The following is a 17995-nucleotide window of genomic DNA, read 5'->3' as shown; positions in this document are numbered from 1 at the left end:
CAGTGACCGCCTGTCTTGAGCCGGGCTGCGACGGAACCATCGACGCCGACGGCTACTGCGACACCTGCGGCACCGCCGCCGCTCCGGCGGCGGCGCGGCAGGGAGCACCGCGCGTCGGGGCCGGCCAGGCCTCGTCGCGCACCGCGAACTCCACGCGCACCAGCGCCACGCGTTCCACGTCCACGTCGGCCTCCAGCCGCAACTCCGCCTCGGTGTCCAGCCGCACCCGCGGCTCGCGCGGCGGCAGCACCGGCCGCTCGCGCCGCGGCAACCTGGGCGCCGGGCTGATCGAGGTGCCGCCGGTCCCGGCCAAGGACCCGATGACCGAGATCATGGTCAACCCGCAGGTGCCGGAGGGGAAGCGGTTCTGCTCCAACTGCTCGGCGCCGGTGGGCCGGGGCCGGGACGGCAACCCGGGGCGCACCGAGGGCTTCTGCCGCAAGTGCCGGACCGCGTTCTCCTTCGAGCCCAAGCTCAAGGCCGGCGACAAGGTCGGGCAGTACGCGATCCTGGGCTGCATCGCGCACGGCGGTCTGGGCTGGATCTACCTGGCCAAGGACGAGAACGTCTCCGACCGCTGGGTGGTCCTCAAGGGCCTGCTGGACTCCGGCGACGCCGACGCGATGGCCGCCGCGGCCGCCGAGCGCCGGTTCCTGGCCGAGGTGAAGCACCCCTCGATCGTGCAGATCCTGAACTTCGTGCAGCACCCGGACGCCGCCACCGGCGCCCCGGTGGGCTACATCGTCATGGAGTACGTCGGCGGCAGCTCCCTGAAGCAGATCCGGGCCGACTACCGCGACCCGGCCGGGCAGGGCGGCCCGCTGCCGGTGGCGCAGGCCATCGCCTACGCGATCGAGATCCTGCCCGCCTTCGGCTACCTGCACGGCCTGGGCCTGGTCTACAACGACTTCAAGCCGGACAACATCATCCAGGACGAGGAGCAGCTCAAGCTCATCGACATGGGCGGCGTGATCCGGATGGACGACGAGGACTCCGCGATCTACGGCACCAAGGGCTACCAGGCCCCGGAGATCGCCGAGGAGGGCCCGTCGGTCGAGTCCGACCTGTACACCGTCGGCCGCACGCTCGCCGTGCTGACCTCCCTGGACTCCCGGACCTACCAGACCACGTACCTGAACGGCCTGCCCTCGCCGAACGAGGTGCCGCTGTTCGGCCGGCACGAGTCGTTCTACAAGCTGCTGCAGCGCGCCACCGACCAGGACCCGGCCATGCGCTTCGGGTCCGCCGAGCAGATGGCGCAGCAGCTGACCGCCGTGCTGCGCGAGGTGCTCTCGCTGGAGGAGGACAAGCCGCACCCCGGCGCCTCGGTGATGTTCGGGCCCGAGGTCCGGGTGCCGAGCACCACCGCCTCGGTCCCGGACCTGCGCGAAGTGGTGCGCGCGCTGCCGGTCCCGCTGGTGGACCGTGAGGACGCCGGCGCGCAGCTGCTGGCGGGGCTGGGCGCGGTGGACCTGGTCGAGCAGCGCTCGGCGCTGGAGAACTCGCCGCTGTCGGCCACCTCCCAGGAGATCCAGCTGCGCCTGGTGCTGGTCGCCACGGCGGAGGGCGACTTCACCGTGGCCACCTCGCGGCTCGACGACTTCGAGAACGCCAACGGCGGCGACTGGCGCACCTTCTGGTACCGCGGCCTGATCCAGCTCGCCGCCGGCCGGATCGGCGAGGCCGCGCGCATGTTCATGGCCGTCTACGACGCGCTGCCCGGCGAGGCGGCGCCGAAGCTGGCCCTGGCCGCCTGCGCCGAGCTGCAGCAGGACGACGCCACCGCCAGCCGCTACTACGACATGGTCTGGCGCACCGACCCCGGCTACGTCAGCGCCGCCTTCGGCCTGGCCCGCGCGCTGCTGCGCACCGGGCAGCGGGAGGCGGCGGTGCGCGCCTTCGGCGCGGTGCCGCAGACCTCCACCCACCACACCGCCGCCGCCGAGGCGGCGCTCCGGGCCCTGCTGGTGGACCGGGACCGGGACCTGACCGGCGCCGACCTGGCCGACATCGACGTCCGCTACGCCTGGCTGGCCGCCCGGCTGGACCCCGAGCACGCGAACTGGCTGGCGCTGGACGTCTTCACCGCCGCCGGGACCCGTCTGAGCGTCCAGAAACCGGCCGACCTGCGCTCCGGACAGAAGCTGATCGACCGCGACGTCGACGACCGCTCGCTGCGCCTGGGCATGGAGCACGCCTACCGTTCGCTGGCCCGGCTGGCCACCGATCGCGCCAAGCGCGTCGAGCTGGTCGACCAGGCGAACGCCGTGCGGCCCAGGACCCTGATATGACCGAGACCGCCGCCGAGTCCGCTGCCGGGACCGCCGGCCGGCCCGCCCTGGGGAGTCTCCCGGGCGTGCCGGCGGACTCCGGCCGGCCCAGCGAGCCCGGCGAGCCCAGTGAGCCCAGAGAGGCGGACCCCGCCATGCCGTTGCAGCTGACGTGTCCCAATTGCGGGGCCACGGACCTGGTGATGGAGCAGGGGGCGCGGTTCTGCGAGGAGTGCGGCTACGGCGTGGACGAGCCGCGCACCGGGGACGAGGAGCCCTCGGAGTACCAGGAGCCCAAGCCGTGCGTGTCCTGCGGCGGCACCGAGATCGACGCCGAGGGCTACTGCACCGACTGCGGCGACCTGCAGCCCCGGCGCCGCGACCGGATGGAGGTGGACCTGGCCGTGGTGGCCGGCGTCAGCGACCGGGGCCTTCGCCACCACCGCAACGAGGACTCGATGGCGCTGCGCCCGGTCCTCGGGCTGGACGGCGAGAACCTGGTGGTCGCCGTGGTCTGCGACGGGGTGTCCACCTCCGAGCGGCCCGACGAGGCCTCGGCCGCGGCGGTCTCGGCCGCCGCCAAGCTGCTGCTGACCGCGATCGCGGCCGGCCGGCCGGAGCCCGCCGGGAAGCCGGCCGGGAAGTCGGTCGAGTCGGCCGAGCCGGTTGAGCCGGTTGAGCCGGCCGAGGCGTCCGGCCCGCGGTACCCGCACACCGAACCGGTCGAGACCGCGGTGATGGCCACGGTGCCGGCGACAGTGTCGGCCACAGTGCAGGCCATGGCGCCGCAGGTCCCGGCCGACGACGCCGCCGCCGAGGGCGCTGACGGCACCGCTGACACCGAAGGCGCCGCCGGCCCGGCGGCCGCTTCCGGAGCCCTGCCCGCGGACCTGCGCCTGATCTCCCGCTACGCCGTCGCCGACGCCGACCGCGCGGTCTCCGACCTCGCCCGCGACGCCGACCACGGCAACCCGCCGGCCTGCACCTACGTCTCGGCGATCGTCGGGCAGGAGGTGACGGTGGCCTGGCTCGGCGACAGCCGCGCCTACTGGCTCGACGAGCGCGGCACCGCCCGGGCGCTGACCAAGGACGACGCCGAGGAGGGCTCGCACGCCATCGAGGCCTGGCTGGGCGCCGACTCCGGCGCCCCCGAGCCGCATCTGGCGCGGTTCACGCCGGACGGGCCCGGCGTGGTCCTGGTGTGCAGCGACGGCCTGTGGAACTACGTGGAGAAGGCCGCGGACCTGGCCGCGCTCGCGCTGCCCCAGGCGCTGACGGACCCGTTCGGGGCGGCGGGGCGGCTGGTCAAGAAGGCCCTGGACTCCGGCGGCCACGACAACATCACCGCCGTGCTCGTTCCCTATCCGGTTCAGGCACCCGCCGAACCGTCCGCATGACAGGAGCAAGTCAGTAGCCATGAGCCAGTACCCAGACTTCGCTTTCGAGATCAACCAGAACGAGTTCCTGGCCGCCGGCGCGCGTGAGGTGCACGCGGTGGTCACGCTGACCGCGACGGCCGCGGTCGGCGGCGCGCCGGCCCCGGCCCAGTACGGGACCCCGGCCTCGGCGGAGAACGTCGAGGTCATCATCATCGACTGCTCGGGGTCCATGGACTACCCGCGCACCAAGATGATGGCGGCCAAGGAGGCCACCAAGGTCGCCATCGACACGCTGACCGACGGCGCCTACTTCGCGGTGGTGGCCGGCACCGAGGGCGCGCGCGTGGTCTACCCGACCGGCGGGCAGCTGCTGCGTGCCGACTACCAGAGCCGCGCCGCCGCCAAGGACGCGGTCGGGCGCCTGCACGCCAACGGCGGCACCGCGATGGGCCGCTGGCTGGCCCAGGCCGGCCGGATCTTCGACACCCACCCGCACGCCATCAAGCACGCGATCCTGCTCACCGACGGCAAGGACGAGTCGGAGACCCCGGCGGACCTGGCGCGCGCGATCTCCTCCAGCGTCGGCAACTTCACCGCCGACTGCCGCGGCATCGGCGAGGACTGGGAGCCCAAGGAGCTGCGCAAGATCGCCGACGCGCTGCTGGGCACCGTGGGCATCATCCGCGAGCCGGCCAAGCTGGCCGACGACTTCCGCGAGATGATGGTCAACTCCATGGGCAAGGAGGTCGCCGACGTCGCGCTGCGGCTGTGGGCGCCCAAGGGCGCGACCATCCGCTACGTCAAGCAGGTCAGCCCGAACCTGGCCGACCTGTCCGGGATGCGCGTGCCCGGCGACAACCCGCTCACCGGCGACTACCCGACCGGCGCGTGGGGCGCGGAGTCCCGCGAGTACCACGTCTGCGTCGAGGTCGAGCCGGGCAACATCGGCCAGGAGAAGCTGGCCGGCCGGGTGCAGCTGGTGGCCAAGGACGCGGCCGGGGCCACGCTGCTGGGCGAGGGCAAGATCCGCGCGGTGTGGACCGAGGACACGGACCTGTCCACCCGGATCAACGGCCGGGTGGCGCACTACACCGGCCAGGCCGAGATGGCCGCGGCGATCCAGGAGGGCCTGGACGCCCAGGCCGCCGGGGACCTGGACACCGCCACCGCGCGCCTGGGCCGCGCCATGGACCTGGCGGTGGAGTCCGGGCACGAGGACACCGTGAAGATGCTGCGCAAGGTGACCGAGGTCGACCCCGCGACGTCCAAGGTGCGGGCCAAGGCCAAGGTGGACAAGGGCGACGCGATGGAGCTCGAGGTGGACTCCACCAAGACCGTGCGCGCCAAGCGGAACTGAGATCTGGCGGGGGTGCTGAGGATGGCGACGGTGGACAAGCCGCGGCGGGGTGCCGCGGCCGGCGTTGAGGCGGGTGGACGATGATGGCCCAGTGTCCGGACGGACACCAGTCGGTCGCGACCGACTATTGCGACGAGTGCGGCCTGTCGATCGGCACGCCGGCGCACGCGACCGGGGGCGGCGCGTCCCCCGGTGGCGGCGCGGCCCCGGGCGGCGGCGGGGCCCCGAACTACGGCTCGGCCGGCGAGCCGTGCCCGAACTGCCTGCTGCCGCGGCAGGCCGGCGACACCTTCTGCGAGGGCTGCGGGTTCAACTTCGCCGACGAGCAGACCGGCAAGACGGTCGACCAGCCGCAGCTGGACATCGAGGCCGAGCTGCGCAAGGCGGAGAAGGCGCAGCGGGAGGCGGAGCAGCGCGAGGCCGAGGTGCGCGGCAGCGGTTCGGGGCAGACCGGCTCAGGCCAGAGTGGTTCGGGGTCAACCGGTTCGGGCCAGACCGGTTCGGTCCTGGCCAGCTCGGGCCTGGCCGGCGGTCCGGCGAATCAGGGCCCGCAGTCGATCTCGGACCCGGACTCGGACCCGCTGGCCCGGACCGTCACCTCTGATCCGACGAGCACCGGCGGCAGCACCGGCAGCACCGGCAGTTCGAGTGGCTCCGGCGGCACCGTGCAATGGATCGCGATCGCCAGCGCCGACCGCGCCTACTACGACGCGGTGGTCGCCGAGGGCGAGATCGACGCAAACGCCTACCCGTTCCCGCCGTACTGCCCGGAGCGCCAGTACGAGCTCAAGGGCGAAACGGTGCGCATCGGCCGCTCGGGCAAGCGCGGGAACGTGGACATCGACCTGACCGGCCCGCCGACCGACCCGGGTGTGTCGCACCTGCACGCGGTGCTCCAGGCGCGTCCGGACGGCGGCTGGCAGGTGGTGGACCTGGAGTCGATGAACGGCACCGTGCTCAACGACGACACCGCCCCGATCCCGGCGAACCAGGCGTTCCCGGTCGAGGCCGGCTACCGGATCCATGTCGGGGTGTGGACCACGCTGACGCTGATCCAGCTGGGCTGAAGCAGAGGGCCCGCTCGCGCGGGGAGGGAACCCGGCCGAACCAAGACGGCCTCCGATACGTGCCAAAAGTGGAGGTTCGAGACCTCCGCCAGCCGTAAGGAGGCACGATCATGGTCAAGCCGGGTATCCCTTCCACCGCGCGCGTCGCCGGGGCGGTGTCGGCGGTGGCGCTGTTGGCACTGGCTGCGGCCTGCTCGTCGTCGTCCGGCAAGAGTTCCTCGGCGTCGAGCACCCCGGCCGCCCCACCGAGCATGGCCAGCACCACGGGCACCACGGTGAACAGCGCCTCGGTCGGCATCAGCGGGACGCAGACCGTGGTGCTCACCGGACCGGACGGCCACACGCTCTACTACTTCACCCCGGACACCGCCGCCGGCAAGCCGACCTGCACGGGCAGCTGCGCCGCGGTCTGGCCGGCGCTGACCGGCTCCAACCCCAGCGCGGCCACCACCGTCACCGGGAAGATGACGGTCGTGAACGGCCAGGTCGTCTACAACGGCCACCCGCTGTACGAGTACACCGGTGACAGCGCCGCCGGACAGGCGAACGGCGAAGGCAGCGGCGGCACCTGGTACGTCGCCACCCCGACCCTGGCCGTCGGGGCCGGAGCGCCGGGCTCGATGCCGTCGAACCCGAGCAGTCCGTCCACCAGTCCGTCCACCGGTCCGTCCACGAGTCCTTCCACCTCAAGCGGTGGCGGCGGGTACTGAATCGCGGCTGACTACTGCTTGTCGCGCTTGCGGATGGTGTCGACCCACAGGGCGGCCCCTCCGGCCGCTGCGAGCACGATCAGGATGATCCCGAAAACGGTCCCGTTCATGGATAACAGCGCTCCCCTCTCGCTACCGAACCAAGGTAGCGACAGGGGAGCGTGAGAGCGAGAGAGCTTTCGGTTAACGGCTGTATACGGCCACGAAGTCGCGTTCCTCGGTGGAGAAGTACCGCTGCCCGGTCCGGGCGAAATCAAGCAGTTTCGTCGGGACGGGACTGGCCGGGTCCTTGCTGCCGTCGTAGGTCATGTACGACACCCACTCGGGGTTGATGTCCAGCTCCATGCCGCGGACCGCGCCGGCCCGCTGCAGCAGCTCGGCCAGGGTCGGCACCGACAGCGCCGGGCCCATCGCGTAGACGATGTCGCCGTTGGCGGTGATGCCTATGCCGGAGCGCCACACGAAGTAGGCGTTCTTGATGGTCACGCCCCACAGCTTCTTGTCGTCGCTGTTCACCTGCGGGTTGATCTGGCCGTTGTCCACCAGCAGCTGCAGGTTCTGCCGGACGCCGACCACGTTCGGGGCCATCTGGAAGCCCGCGCCGGAGTTCCAGGACCCGACGTTCATCGTGCCGTCCTTGTAGAACACCTCGGAGGCTGCGCCCGGCACCAGCGTGCCGTAGGTCTTGCCGTTGAGGTAGAAGCCGCCGTGCGCGTCGTTCGGGTTCAGCAGGAAGGCGCCGTTCCAGGTCGCGATCAGGTTCTTGAACTGGTCGCCGGACAGGTGGTCGGTCTGGTTGTAGCCGGCCGTGCCGGGCTGCTGGGAGCCGGGGTGCAGGACGAAGCTGGCGTGCTTCTGGTCCATCCACGCCACCGCCGACAGGTACTCCAGGTGCTGGGGGTCCGAGCGCAGCTTCGCGATCTGGATCACCGGGTCGCCGTTCACCACGACCGCCGGCTGCCAGGAGCCCTCCCCGGGCGCCGGGTTCGGCACGAACGGCTTCATCGGCGGCAGCAGGGGATCGTTCTTGGCCAGGGTCGGCGTCGACGACGGCGGGGCCAGGTCGGCCAGCTGCTGCGGCGACAGGCCGCCGCCGGTCTTGGGCTTGTTGTTCTGGTACTGCTGGTTCTCCATCCAGGACACGGCGAAACCCGCGCCGTGCCCGCGGGCCCACTCGGCGATCCGTGCCTGGTTGCTCATGTTGCCCGGGGCGCTCAGCGCGCCGTAGAGCGAGTAGCTGGTCAGGAACAGGAATATGGCCAGGACGCCGGCGACGCTCCGGAATATGATCTTCCGGCGCCGGCGCTGGACCGGGGTGAGCCGGTCCTTGCGGCGCGAGCCGGCCCGCCGGCGGCCGCGGCCGTCGCGCTCGCCGGACTCCAGGAGGTCGTTCTCGTCCGCGCCGTCCTCGCTGTATCCGTCCTCGCCATAGCCCTCTTCGCCGTAGCCGCTCTGATGGCTCGAGGCGGGACGAAGATCCTCGGGATGACGGAGTTCCTCAGGGTTTTGAGGGACCCGGCGCCGGGTGCCGCGCGGAATGTGCGTCTCGTCGACAGAGCGCATGCCCTGGGCCGCGCGGTCCACGCGCTGGTAGCTCGGGTTCTGCTGATAGCCCGGGTTCTGCTGGTGGCTCGGCGCCTGCTGCCCATAGCCGGCCTGCTGACGGCCCGGGGTCTGCTGCTGGCCCGGCTGCTGCGGATGACCGCCGTTGCGCGGATACTCAGGCCGCTGCTGGTAGCTCGGGTCGCGAGGATCCCGAGGATCGCGCGGCTGGTAGCTCGGATCACGCGGATCGCGCTGCTGTTGCCCGGCCCGGGGATCGCGGCCCTGGGGGTACTGCGGCGGCTGGTTCTGGTTGTAGTCGTCCCACGGCGTCCGCGGCTCGGCCGGGGGCCCCTGGCGCGGGTCCTGAGGGGGCCGAGGACGCGGTACCTCACGGCTGCGGGGCGGCCCCTGCGGCCGGTCCGGCCGCGGAGGTACCCCGCGTCCCGGATAGCCGTCGCCGGTCCTTCCCGTCGGTGCCGGTGTCATCCACAATCCTCTCGCTCCGGTCCCCGATCCAGCCTCAGAGTATGGCCATTCATTGATGGCCACCGCCAGCTTGCTGGAATTCCCCGCCGGTCCTCAGACGCTTACACCGGGGTACGCGGTTGCGAAGAAAATGGGTGAAACGGCGTGTCCTACATCACGCGCGAACGGAGTCGGCGCAGCATACGGGCATCGGAGAAGCCCACGGCGTGCGCGGCCGCCTCGACGGTCGCGCCGTGCCCGATCAGATTTTCCGCACGTTCCACTCGCAATGTCTGCTGGTAACGCAACGGAGTCATCCCTGTGCTCTCCACGAATTGTCGCGTCAGAGTGCGTTCGCTGACGCCTCCGGCGCGCGCCAGATCGGCCAGCCGCAAGGGCTCGGCGTAGGCCGCGTCGATCCGGTCCTGCGCGCGGTGCACCGCGTCGCGCAGATGCCAGCGGTGCCTCAGCATCGCGCTGTCCTGAGACTCCTCGCCCGAGCGGCGCGCGTAGACCACCATCTCGCGCGCGATCCGCGCCGCGGCGGCCGGGCCGTGGCGCTCGGCCACCAGGTGCAGCGCCAGATCGATGCCGCTGGCGATGCCGGCCGAGGTCACCACCCGGCGGTCGGTCACGTAGACCACGTCGCGCTCGACCCGGGCCCGCGGGTAGCGGGCGGCGAGTTCGTCCTGCAGATCGTGGTGGGTGGTGCAGCGCCGGTCGTCCAGCAGCCCGGCCTGGCCCAGCACCTCGGCGCCGGAGCAGACGCTGGCCACAGTGCCGCCGGCGGCGTGGTGCCGGACCAGCCGGTCGAGCAGCTCCCGGCCCGGGCGCGGACTGCCCTTGAGCGTGGGCGAGCGCCAGCCCGGGACCACCACGAGGTCCTGCGGGCCGGTGCCGGGCCACTCGGTCTCGGCGCGCAGCCGGACGCCCTGCGCGCTGACGATGTCCTCCTGCTCGGCGAAGTACCGCAGCTCGTACCGGTAGCCGTAATCGTCCGCGGTGGAGAAGGCCTGCGCCGGACCCGACAGGTCCAGCAGGTGCAGGCGCGGGATGAGCAGGAAGACGACCCTCACAATCCGGTCAGCCTACCGGCATCGCCGCCGGGGCGCCCGCGCCGACCACGTCGTCCACCGTCGCGATGGTCGCGAACCGGTGCGCCAGGGCGAAGACGGTGCGCTCCACGACCGCCGCGGCCGGCAGCGCGCGCGGGTCGGCCTCCAGCTCCTCGGGGGTCGGGTCCTGCGGCGCGTCCGGGTGCGGGATGGGGTTGGTCGCGGTGGCGTCCACCACGAACGTCACCTGGTAGCCCAGGTCGGAGCCGACCCGGGCGGTGGTCTCGCAGCACTGCTCGGTCCGGATGCCGCAGATCGCCAGCTCGGTGACGCCGTGCTCGGTGAGGCGCTGCTGCAGGTTGGTGGTGGTGAACGCGTTGTGCGAGGTCTTGCGGACCTGGATGTCGTCTGCGGCCGGGGCGCGCAGGCCGTCCAGGTAGCGGACGTGGCCGGAGGCCGGGTCGAAGCTGTTCCCGGTGCCGGGCTCCTCGTGCAGGACCCACACGACCAGGTCGTCGTTCGCGCGGGCGTGGTCCACCAGGCGGTTGACGTCGTCGGCGATGTCCGGGTTGTCGATCAGCCGCCAGAGCGGGCGGGCGCGGAAGGACTCCTGGACGTCGATGATGATGAGGGCTCGCTGTGTCATGTCTTCATGGTCGCCGCCCCGGCCGGGTCGGGGGCAGGGCTGTTCCGGCCTCGATGCGGAACGATCCGGTCAACCCCCGCGAGTGCCCTCGACGGCGCGCGAGGTCCCGCCGCCGCGCGAGGTCAACATCTGCGGCTCAACAGAGGTTCATCGTGAAGACGCTTTCAACGCCTTGATTACGCCCGAATATGTCCGCTTTTGATGGCATTCCGAGATGACGGTTCGATAACTGGTCTATACCTGAGGGTTCTCTGGTCTATACCGCCGGGCCAAACCTGATTAGCGTGTCCCAGCGTCACGACCTGAAGTCCCCAACCCTCACCCTTCCAATAAAGGTGGATCCCAGGTGAAGCGTCTCGTCACTATCGCCGCTACCGGTCTGGCCGCGGCTCTGGCTCTGTCGGCCTGCTCCTCGAGTAAGTCCTCCGGTTCGTCCTCGTCCTCCGGCGGCTCCTCCAAGCCGGTGACCATCTCGCTGCTCGCGCCGAACTACGGCAGCACCGACAAGGACGACACCAAGCTGTACTGGCAGCAGATCATCAACGACTTCCAGGCCAAGTACCCGAACGTCAAGGTCGACCTGCAGATGGCGACCTGGGACAACCTGGCCACCAAGCTGACCACGGCGGTCCAGAACAACGACGCCCCGGACCTGTTCGAGGGCGGCGGCTACGCCGACGTGGCGGCCCAGGGCCTGCTGTACAAGGCCTCGGACATCGTCTCCCCGCAGACCGTGAGCAACCTGATCCCGCACGTGGCCCAGCTCGGCCAGACCAAGGGCCAGGACGGCAGCCAGGCGCAGTACGGCATCCCGTTCACCACCTCGACCCGCGCGCTGTTCTACAACACCGCGCTGTTCCAGCAGGCCGGTATCGCCGCCGCCCCGCAGACCTGGGCCGACGTGGCCGCCGACGCCGCCAAGATCAAGGCGCTCGGCAAGACCGGCTTCGGCCTGCCGCTGGGCTCGGAGGAGGCGCAGGCCGAGACCTACCTGTGGACGCTGGGCAACGGCGGCGGCTACAAGGACGCCTCGGGCAAGTGGGCGATCAACTCCCCGCAGAACATCGAGACCTTCCAGTGGCTGACCGACAACCTGGTCAAGCCGGGCCTGACCGAGCCCGACCCGGCCACCAAGAAGCGCACCGACCTGTGGAAGGACTTCGCGGCCGGCAACATCGGCATGATCAACGGCTCCCCGTCGCTGCTGCCGATCCTGCAGGAGGGCAGCATCGGCAGCAACTGGAAGGCCGCGCCGATCGCCGGCAAGACCGGCCCGCTGAGCTCGCCGCTGGGCGTCGCGGACTTCATCGAGGCCTTCAACACCCACCCGGACCACAAGGCCGCGGTCGGTGAGTTCCTCGACTTCGCGCTGCAGAAAAAGTACCAGGAGCAGTTCGACAACGAGTACGACCTGCTGCCGGCCACCCAGGACGCGGCCACGGACCTGTCGACCCAGAACCCGGCCCTGAAGCCGTTCATCGACGCGCTGCCCAACGCCGCCTGGTACCCGAGCTCGGACCCGAACTGGGACCCGGCCTCGCAGAAGGTCAAGGACATCGTCGGCAAGGCCGTGACCTCGGACCCGAAGGGCGTCCTGGACCAGATCCAGGCCGTCGCGACGGCCAGTAACTAAGGCTGTACGGGACGTCCCAGCGATGACGACGCACACAGAGCGGGGCCGGCTCGGCCGGCCCCGCCCCGCCCGCGCCAGGTCGGTGTTCTCCGGCCTGGCCCCGCTGGCCTGGATCGGCCCGGCGATCGCGCTGATCGCCTTCGCCGTGCTGTGGCCGGTGGTGAAGATGGTCCAGTCCTCGACCACGCACTGGTCCCGCTACGGCGTGAACCTGGGCTCCAACGGGACGGACGACTACAACAAGCTGTTCAAGGAGCAGGACCTGAACGGTGTGCTGGAGCGCACCGGGATCTGGGTGGTCGTGGTCGTCACCTGCACGGTGCTGATCTCGCTGTGCGTCGCGCAGCTGTTCAACCAGAAGTTCCCGGGGCGCACGGTCGCGCGCTGGGCGCTGATCGCGCCGTGGGCCGCCTCGGTGATGATGACCTCGATCATCTTCAAGTGGATGCTCTACCCCGGCTACGGGTTCATCAACATCATCCTGAACGACCTGGGCCTGGTGGACCGCAACAGCTCCACCGCGGACTGGCTGGGGCACTCCACCTCCGGGTTCATCTGGGAGATGGTGGTCGCGGTGTTCGTTTCGGTCCCGTTCACCAGCTACACGGTGATCGCCGGCCTGCAGACCGTCCCCGGTGAGGTGTACGAGGCGGCCCGGGTGGACGGCGCGAGCAAGGTGCGCACGTACTTCTCGATCACGCTGCCGCTGCTGAAGCCGGCGCTGCTGGTGGCCGCGGTCATCAACGTGATGAACGTGTTCAACAGCTTCCCGATCATCTGGGAGATGACGCACGGCGGACCGGGGTACGACACCTCGACCACCACGGTCTTCATGTGGATCCTCAAGCGTCAGAACATCGGTGAGTCCGCCGCCCTGTCGGTGGTGAACTTCGTGCTGGTGATCGTGATCGTCTTCGCCTTCCTGAAGGTGAGCAAGTGGAACAGTGAGGGCGAGGCATGACAGCCGTGACGACCTCCTCGCCGACCGCGCGCCAGGACCGGGTGCCCTCGGCGCCCAAGCCGCCGCGCGGTCTGCCGGGCGTGAAGAAGATCGCGCTGATCGGCAGCGCGTACCTGATCGCGCTGATCTTCATCACCCCGTACATCGAGATGTTCCTGACCGCGCTGCGGCCGGTGAACGAGACCGCCGACCCGACGATCATCCCGAAGCACCTGGAATGGTCGAACTTCACCTCGGTGTTCTCCGGCGACTCCAGCTTCGGCACCAACATGCGCATCACCCTGGAGGTCGCCTGCGGCGCCACCTTCCTGGTGCTGCTGGTGGCGCTGCCGGCGGCGTACTACACGGCCCGCAAGCGGTTCCGCGGCCGCAAGGCGTTCCTGCTGCTGGTCCTGGTCACGCAGATGTTCCAGCCCACCGCGATGGTGGTCGGCATCTACGGCGAGATGCGCGACCTGGGCGGGATCAACTCGGTCTGGGCCCTGATCATCGTGGACGCGGGTTTCAACCTGGCCTTCGCGGTGTGGATCCTGTCGGCCTACTTCGCGGCCATCCCGGCCGAGCTGGAGCAGGCCGCGATGATCGACGGGGCGACCCGCTTCGGCGCGTTCCGGCGGGTGACGATCCCGCTGGCGATGCCGGGCATCGTGACGGCGCTGATCTTCACGTTCATCGCCGCCTGGAACGAGTTCATCGTGGCCCTGACCCTGACGACGAGTCCTGACAAGGCCCCGTTGTCGGTGGCGGTGGACAACTACATCGGCCAGTACACCGTCGACTACGGGCACCTGTTCGCCTCGACGGTCATCGCGACCATCCCGGTGATCGTGCTGTTCGGCCTGATCGAGCGCAAGGTCGTCGACGGCCTGACCGCCGGTTCCATCAAGTAGGCCCCGGTTTCCCTGCCGGCCTCGAGCCCGCCGACGCGTCCCTGAGCTGCGTCGGCGGGCACCTACCGCGCGCGGCTGACTTTGCAGATCTCCGACCTGGCCATTCAGGCCCTGGAACCGACGCGGTACCTCGCCATGCCGGCCGGCGCGCTGGCCGCCCTCGCCGAGCGCCACGCGGGCTGGCGCGACCTCACGGCACGCCTGACCGAGCACAAGTTCATCACCGCGGAACTCCGCAACCGCACTCTGCTGCTGGACGACGCCGCCGAGCGTTACCGGACCTACCTCGCCGACTTCGCCACCATCGCCGCGCGCGTCCCGCTGTCCCAGGTCGCGGCCTACATCGGCGTGACGCCCGAGGCTCTGAGCCGCATCCGCCGCAGACTTCTGGTGACCGCTTGATCCAGGTCAAGGCGCCCCGGCCGGGCCGCCCGTAGCTTCGGGGCCATGACGACGATGAACGCCATGGCGGTCCACGCTTTCGGGCCGGCCGAGAACCTGATCCCCACGAAGCTCGACGTCCGCGACCCCGCCCCCGGCGAAGTCCTGATCCGCGTGAAGGCCGCGGCGGTGAACCCCGCCGACCTCGGCATGCGCGACGGACGCTACGCCTGGCCGGACCCGGTCCGCATGCCGGTGGTCCTGCTGCCCTGACTCCCTGATTCCCGCACGGGAGGCGCACACGGGGCGGCGCACACGGGTCGGCATCCGCGAAACCAGCGATGGCCTGCGGGTGCTGATACCGCAGGCCACCACGGGTCGCAACCGGCCCCCGACAGGCCGGGGGGCAACCTGCCGGGGACCTGCTACCAGGAGGCAGGTCCGGCGGCGGCGCGCTCGCGGAGGGCAGGGACGCGAGCTACGCCGGGGCCGGGCCGCTTACTAGATGTATCGGCACGCCCACCGGGGAACTTTAGGGTTCTGTCTTACTTTTTTTCGAGGCGTGCCGAGCATGCCGCTCTGCCGGCGGCCGAGTCAGCCTATTGATGAAAGAGACGGCCGCGGCCATGTGTGGGTGAGTTCTTTGTGCGGGTGCAGCGGGGGAGGCTTCTGGCGGCGCCTGCGCACCGCCCCGCGAAACCAGCGGATCCCATAGACCATGCGCGAAGCCGTCAAAGCCAGCCGGCGCGGCCACCCGCACATGAGCCGGCGCACATGAAAGACCGCGGCGCTCATGGCGCCGCGGTCTCAATGCCCTGTGCTGGGCCCTATGCTCCAAGCCCCGTATCAGGCGTTCCGGCGTGCCGCCTGCCGGGCCAGCAGCGCCTCGCGCTTCTCGCAGAAGCGCGTCGCCGCGGTGTCCAGGCCGTCCAGGAAGGCCATCAGCTCCTCGCGGGCGATCTCGCCGTCGGCGCCGAGGTCGGTGCGCTCCAGGGCGTTGGTCTGGCGCAGGATCGGCATCACGACCTCGTCGTGGTGGATCCGCAGGTCGTAGATGCCGGCCTTGGCGATCATCACCGACTTGCGGCCGAAGTCCTGCAGGCCCGAGCCCGGCATCTGGAACTGCTGGACCACGTTGGCCACCGCGCGCATGGCCTGGTCCGGGTCGAGCTCGAATGCGGCGCCCAGAAGGTTGCGGTAGAAGAGCATGTGCAGGTTCTCGTCCTGCGCCACGCGGGCCAGCAGGCGCTCGCAGTCCGGGTCCCCGGAGACCTTGCCGGTGTTGCGGTGCGCGATGCGGGTCGCCAGTTCCTGGAAGCTCACGTAGGCGATCGAGTGCAGGGCGTCGTACGCGTCGGGCTGGGAGTAGCCGTTGGACATGTGCGTCATGCGCTCGCGCTCCAGCGCGACCGGGTCGACGGCGCGGGTGGTCAGCAGGTAGTCGCGGATCGCGATGCCGTGCCGGCCCTCCTCGGCGGTCCAGCGGTGCACCCAGGTGCCCCAGGCGCCGTCCTGGCCGAACTGCACCGCGATGGCGCGGTGGTAGCTGGGCAGGTTGTCCTCGGTCATCAGGTTCAGGATCAGGCTGGTGCGCGCGATCTCCGGGATGCGGGACTGCTCCGGGCTCCAGGGCTTGCCGCCCAGGACGCCGTCGAAGGTCTCGCCCTCGCTCCACGGCACGTACTCGTGCGGGAACCACTCCTTGGCGCAGTCCAGGTGCCGGTTCAGGTTGGCCTCCACGACCTGCTCCAGCTCGCTGAGCAGGGCCGCCTCGGGCATCGCGGCTGTCGGGCGGGCGCCCTGCCGGGGCAGGTCGGTGACGGTCATGGGGTCGGCTCCTACACGCTCAGGCCTGGGGAAGTAGGCCTTGGGGGACGGACCTACGCTCCCGAAACTTACGGGTTCGTAGGTTACGTTAGCGTAAGTCACCGTGTCGGCAAAGGTCCAGTGGTGAGAGCGTCGGACTGTCAACTCATTTCCGCGCCGGGAGGGCTTTTTGTGACCCAGATCTCACTCCGGGTGCCGGGACGCCTCGGTGACCAGCTCTTTCGCCCAAGGGTAGTCGGGTTTGCCGCTCGGTGAGCGGCGGATATGCGACACCCGCACGAGCAGCCGGGGCACCTTGTACCCCGACAGCCGGCCCCGGCAGTACTCCTCCAGCTCGCCGTCCGTGGGGGTGCCCGCGCCCTGCTCGCGGGGCTGGATGACGGCGGCCACCCGGTGGCCGAACCGCTCGTCCGGCGCGCCGGCGACGATCGCGTCGAACACCCCGGGATGCGACTTCAGGACCGCCTCGACCTCCTCGGGGAAGACCTTCTCGCCGCCGGTGTTGATGCACTGCGAGCCGCGCCCGAGCACCGCCACCGAGCCGTCCGCCTCCAGCGTGCCCAGGTCGCCGAGCAGCACCCAGCGCCGGCCGTCGTGCTCGAAGAACGTCTCGGCGGTCTTCACCGGGTCGTTGTAGTAGCCCAGCGGCACGTTCCCGTGCTGGGCCACCCGCCCGACCCGGCCGTCGCCGGGCGTGGCCGGCCGGTGCTCCTCGTCCAGGTAGACCGTGGTGCGCTCGTTGACGGTGAACCGCATGCCGCCGGCCGGACCGCTGCCGGGGGCGGCGTCGCCGTTGAACCCGCTCTCGGTGGAGCCGAAGTTGTCGCGGATCAGCACGTTCGGCATCTGCGCCTGGAGCTGCTCGCGCACCGCCTCGGACAGGATCGCCCCGGCTGAGCTCACCACGAACAGGCTGCTCACGTCGGTCCCGGCCAGCGGCCCGGCCAGCGCCTCGGCCAGCGGCCGGCCCATGGCGTCGCCGACCATGGAGATGACGTTCGCCTTCTCCTGCTCGACGGTGCGCAGCACCTCGTGCGCGTCGAACTTCCGGTTCAGGACCACCTTCTGGCCCATGTTGAAGCTGATGAAGGTGGCGAGCTGCGCGGCGCCGTGCATCAGCGGCGCGACAGGGAAGGTCGCCATCTGGCCGGCAGCGGGGTCGATACCGTCGGCGACCTCTGAGGGATCCTTCATCGGCTCCCCATAAGGGCGCCCGCCTGCCATCCCCGCGTAGAAGATGTCTTCATGGCGCCACATGACGCCCTTGGGCATCCCCGTGGTCCCGCCGGTGTAGATGATGTAGAGGTCGTCGGCCGAACGGTCGCCGTGAGGGAGTAGTCCGTCGCGCTCCTCCGACTGCCCACGGACCGCGTCCGCATACGTCACAGAGGGCAGATCCGCTATAGCGTCGCCGACGGAGACGATCGTTTTGAGCTTCGTTGAGTCCTCGAAGATCTCGCGCACTCTGTCGCCGAACTCCGCGTCCACTACTACGGCGACCAGATCCGCGTCCGTATAGAGGTAACGCAGTTCGTCGGCCACATAGCGGTAGTTGATGTTGATGGGTACCGCACGGATCTTCAGGCACGCCAACACGGCGACCACGTACTCCGACCCGTTGTACATGTGCATCCCGACGTGGTCCCGCACTCCCACTCCGCGTGCCAGCAGGAAGTGCGCCAGTCGGTTCGCCTCGCGGTCCAGCTCCTTGTACGTCCATCGCTTCACGCCCGGGACGACCAGAGCCTCCTTCTCGGGGATCTTGTCGACGACGCTCTCGAACAGGTCCGCGAGGTTGAACTGCATGGG

Annotated in this window: 15 protein-coding genes; 10 read left to right on the top strand and 5 right to left on the bottom strand. The window is 70.4% G+C overall.

Annotation, left to right across the window (positions count from 1 at the left end):
- The first annotated feature begins 2 nt into the window (after positions 1-2).
- The 5 genes from ABIA35_RS29355 (at position 3) to ABIA35_RS29335 (ending at position 6783) form a co-directional block, all read left to right on the top strand.
- Entirely contained in the window at positions 3-2291 is a 2289-nt protein-coding gene (locus ABIA35_RS29355; RefSeq protein ID WP_370359987.1) for a tetratricopeptide repeat protein, read from the top strand.
- Positions 2288-3667 (top strand): PP2C family serine/threonine-protein phosphatase, encoded by a 1380-nt coding sequence (locus ABIA35_RS29350; protein ID WP_370359986.1) that lies wholly within the window; start codon positions 2288-2290, stop codon positions 3665-3667. Before ABIA35_RS29355 ends, ABIA35_RS29350 begins: the two co-directional genes overlap by 4 nt.
- A gap of 19 nt (positions 3668-3686) precedes the next feature.
- On the top strand, positions 3687-5006 hold the full coding sequence (locus ABIA35_RS29345) for a VWA domain-containing protein (RefSeq protein WP_370342214.1): 1320 nt from the start codon (positions 3687-3689) through the stop codon (positions 5004-5006).
- A gap of 80 nt (positions 5007-5086) precedes the next feature.
- Complete coding sequence (locus ABIA35_RS29340; RefSeq protein ID WP_370359985.1) at positions 5087-6073, top strand: FHA domain-containing protein; 987 nt, start codon at positions 5087-5089, stop codon at positions 6071-6073.
- Between the two features lie 110 nt (positions 6074-6183).
- Positions 6184-6783, top strand: coding sequence for a hypothetical protein (locus ABIA35_RS29335; RefSeq protein WP_370342217.1), 600 nt, complete (start codon positions 6184-6186; stop codon positions 6781-6783).
- Positions 6784-6966: 183 nt separating this feature from the next.
- Here ABIA35_RS29335 and ABIA35_RS29330 read toward each other — a convergent pair whose 3' ends face one another.
- The 3 genes from ABIA35_RS29330 to ABIA35_RS29320 form a co-directional block, all read right to left on the bottom strand.
- A complete protein-coding gene (locus ABIA35_RS29330; RefSeq protein WP_370359984.1) occupies positions 6967-8814 on the bottom strand; it encodes a phosphodiester glycosidase family protein in 1848 nt (615 codons plus the stop codon).
- Positions 8815-8963: 149 nt separating this feature from the next.
- Complete coding sequence (locus tag ABIA35_RS29325) at positions 8964-9872, bottom strand: GlxA family transcriptional regulator (RefSeq protein WP_370342379.1); 909 nt, start codon at positions 9870-9872, stop codon at positions 8964-8966.
- 4 nt (positions 9873-9876) lie between these two features.
- Entirely contained in the window at positions 9877-10494 is a 618-nt protein-coding gene (locus ABIA35_RS29320) for an isochorismatase family protein (protein WP_370342219.1), read from the bottom strand.
- A gap of 346 nt (positions 10495-10840) precedes the next feature.
- Between ABIA35_RS29320 and ABIA35_RS29315 the strand changes: the two genes are divergently transcribed.
- From ABIA35_RS29315 to ABIA35_RS29295, 5 genes are all read left to right on the top strand, one after another.
- Positions 10841-12127 carry an extracellular solute-binding protein gene (locus tag ABIA35_RS29315; RefSeq protein ID WP_370342220.1) on the top strand — a complete coding sequence of 429 codons (1287 nt, stop codon included), beginning with the start codon at positions 10841-10843 and terminating at the stop codon, positions 12125-12127.
- A 22-nt stretch (positions 12128-12149) separates the two neighbouring features.
- Entirely contained in the window at positions 12150-13088 is a 939-nt protein-coding gene (locus ABIA35_RS29310) for a carbohydrate ABC transporter permease (protein WP_370359983.1), read from the top strand.
- On the top strand, positions 13085-13978 hold the full coding sequence (locus tag ABIA35_RS29305; protein ID WP_370342223.1) for a carbohydrate ABC transporter permease: 894 nt from the start codon (positions 13085-13087) through the stop codon (positions 13976-13978). Before ABIA35_RS29310 ends, ABIA35_RS29305 begins: the two co-directional genes overlap by 4 nt.
- 81 nt (positions 13979-14059) lie before the next feature.
- On the top strand, positions 14060-14380 hold the full coding sequence (locus ABIA35_RS29300; protein WP_370342224.1) for a Crp/Fnr family transcriptional regulator: 321 nt from the start codon (positions 14060-14062) through the stop codon (positions 14378-14380).
- 45 nt (positions 14381-14425) lie between these two features.
- A complete protein-coding gene (locus ABIA35_RS29295; RefSeq protein ID WP_370342226.1) occupies positions 14426-14632 on the top strand; it encodes a hypothetical protein in 207 nt (68 codons plus the stop codon).
- Positions 14633-15205: 573 nt separating this feature from the next.
- Here the strand turns inward: ABIA35_RS29295 and ABIA35_RS29290 are convergent.
- Both ABIA35_RS29290 and ABIA35_RS29285 read right to left on the bottom strand, forming a co-directional pair.
- The gene (locus ABIA35_RS29290) at positions 15206-16186 is read right to left on the bottom strand and encodes an acyl-ACP desaturase (RefSeq protein ID WP_370342228.1); all 981 of its coding nucleotides are present in this window, start codon (positions 16184-16186) and stop codon (positions 15206-15208) included.
- 183 nt (positions 16187-16369) lie between these two features.
- Positions 16370-17992 carry an acyl-CoA synthetase gene (locus ABIA35_RS29285; protein ID WP_370342229.1) on the bottom strand — a complete coding sequence of 541 codons (1623 nt, stop codon included), beginning with the start codon at positions 17990-17992 and terminating at the stop codon, positions 16370-16372.
- Positions 17993-17995 lie beyond the last annotated feature (3 nt).

The organism is Catenulispora sp. MAP12-49 (assembly GCF_041262705.1).
In the GTDB taxonomy this organism is placed as follows: Bacteria; Actinomycetota; Actinomycetes; order Streptomycetales; family Catenulisporaceae; genus Catenulispora.
This window is presented reverse-complemented; position numbering and strand designations above follow the sequence as displayed.

Excerpts from the sequence above, each read along its gene's own strand:
- ABIA35_RS29350 (WP_370359986.1), top strand. The coding sequence starts at position 2,288 with ATGACCGAGACCGCCGCCGAGTCCGCTGCCGGGACCGCCGGCCGGCCC.
- ABIA35_RS29345 (WP_370342214.1), top strand. The coding sequence starts at position 3,687 with ATGAGCCAGTACCCAGACTTCGCTTTCGAGATCAACCAGAACGAGTTC.
- ABIA35_RS29340 (WP_370359985.1), top strand. The coding sequence starts at position 5,087 with ATGATGGCCCAGTGTCCGGACGGACACCAGTCGGTCGCGACCGACTAT.
- ABIA35_RS29335 (WP_370342217.1), top strand. The coding sequence starts at position 6,184 with ATGGTCAAGCCGGGTATCCCTTCCACCGCGCGCGTCGCCGGGGCGGTG.
- ABIA35_RS29330 (WP_370359984.1), bottom strand. The coding sequence starts at position 8,814 with ATGACACCGGCACCGACGGGAAGGACCGGCGACGGCTATCCGGGACGC.
- ABIA35_RS29320 (WP_370342219.1), bottom strand. The coding sequence starts at position 10,494 with ATGACACAGCGAGCCCTCATCATCATCGACGTCCAGGAGTCCTTCCGC.
- ABIA35_RS29310 (WP_370359983.1), top strand. The coding sequence starts at position 12,150 with ATGACGACGCACACAGAGCGGGGCCGGCTCGGCCGGCCCCGCCCCGCC.
- ABIA35_RS29305 (WP_370342223.1), top strand. The coding sequence starts at position 13,085 with ATGACAGCCGTGACGACCTCCTCGCCGACCGCGCGCCAGGACCGGGTG.
- ABIA35_RS29295 (WP_370342226.1), top strand. The coding sequence starts at position 14,426 with ATGACGACGATGAACGCCATGGCGGTCCACGCTTTCGGGCCGGCCGAG.
- ABIA35_RS29290 (WP_370342228.1), bottom strand. The coding sequence starts at position 16,186 with ATGACCGTCACCGACCTGCCCCGGCAGGGCGCCCGCCCGACAGCCGCG.
- ABIA35_RS29285 (WP_370342229.1), bottom strand. The coding sequence starts at position 17,992 with ATGCAGTTCAACCTCGCGGACCTGTTCGAGAGCGTCGTCGACAAGATC.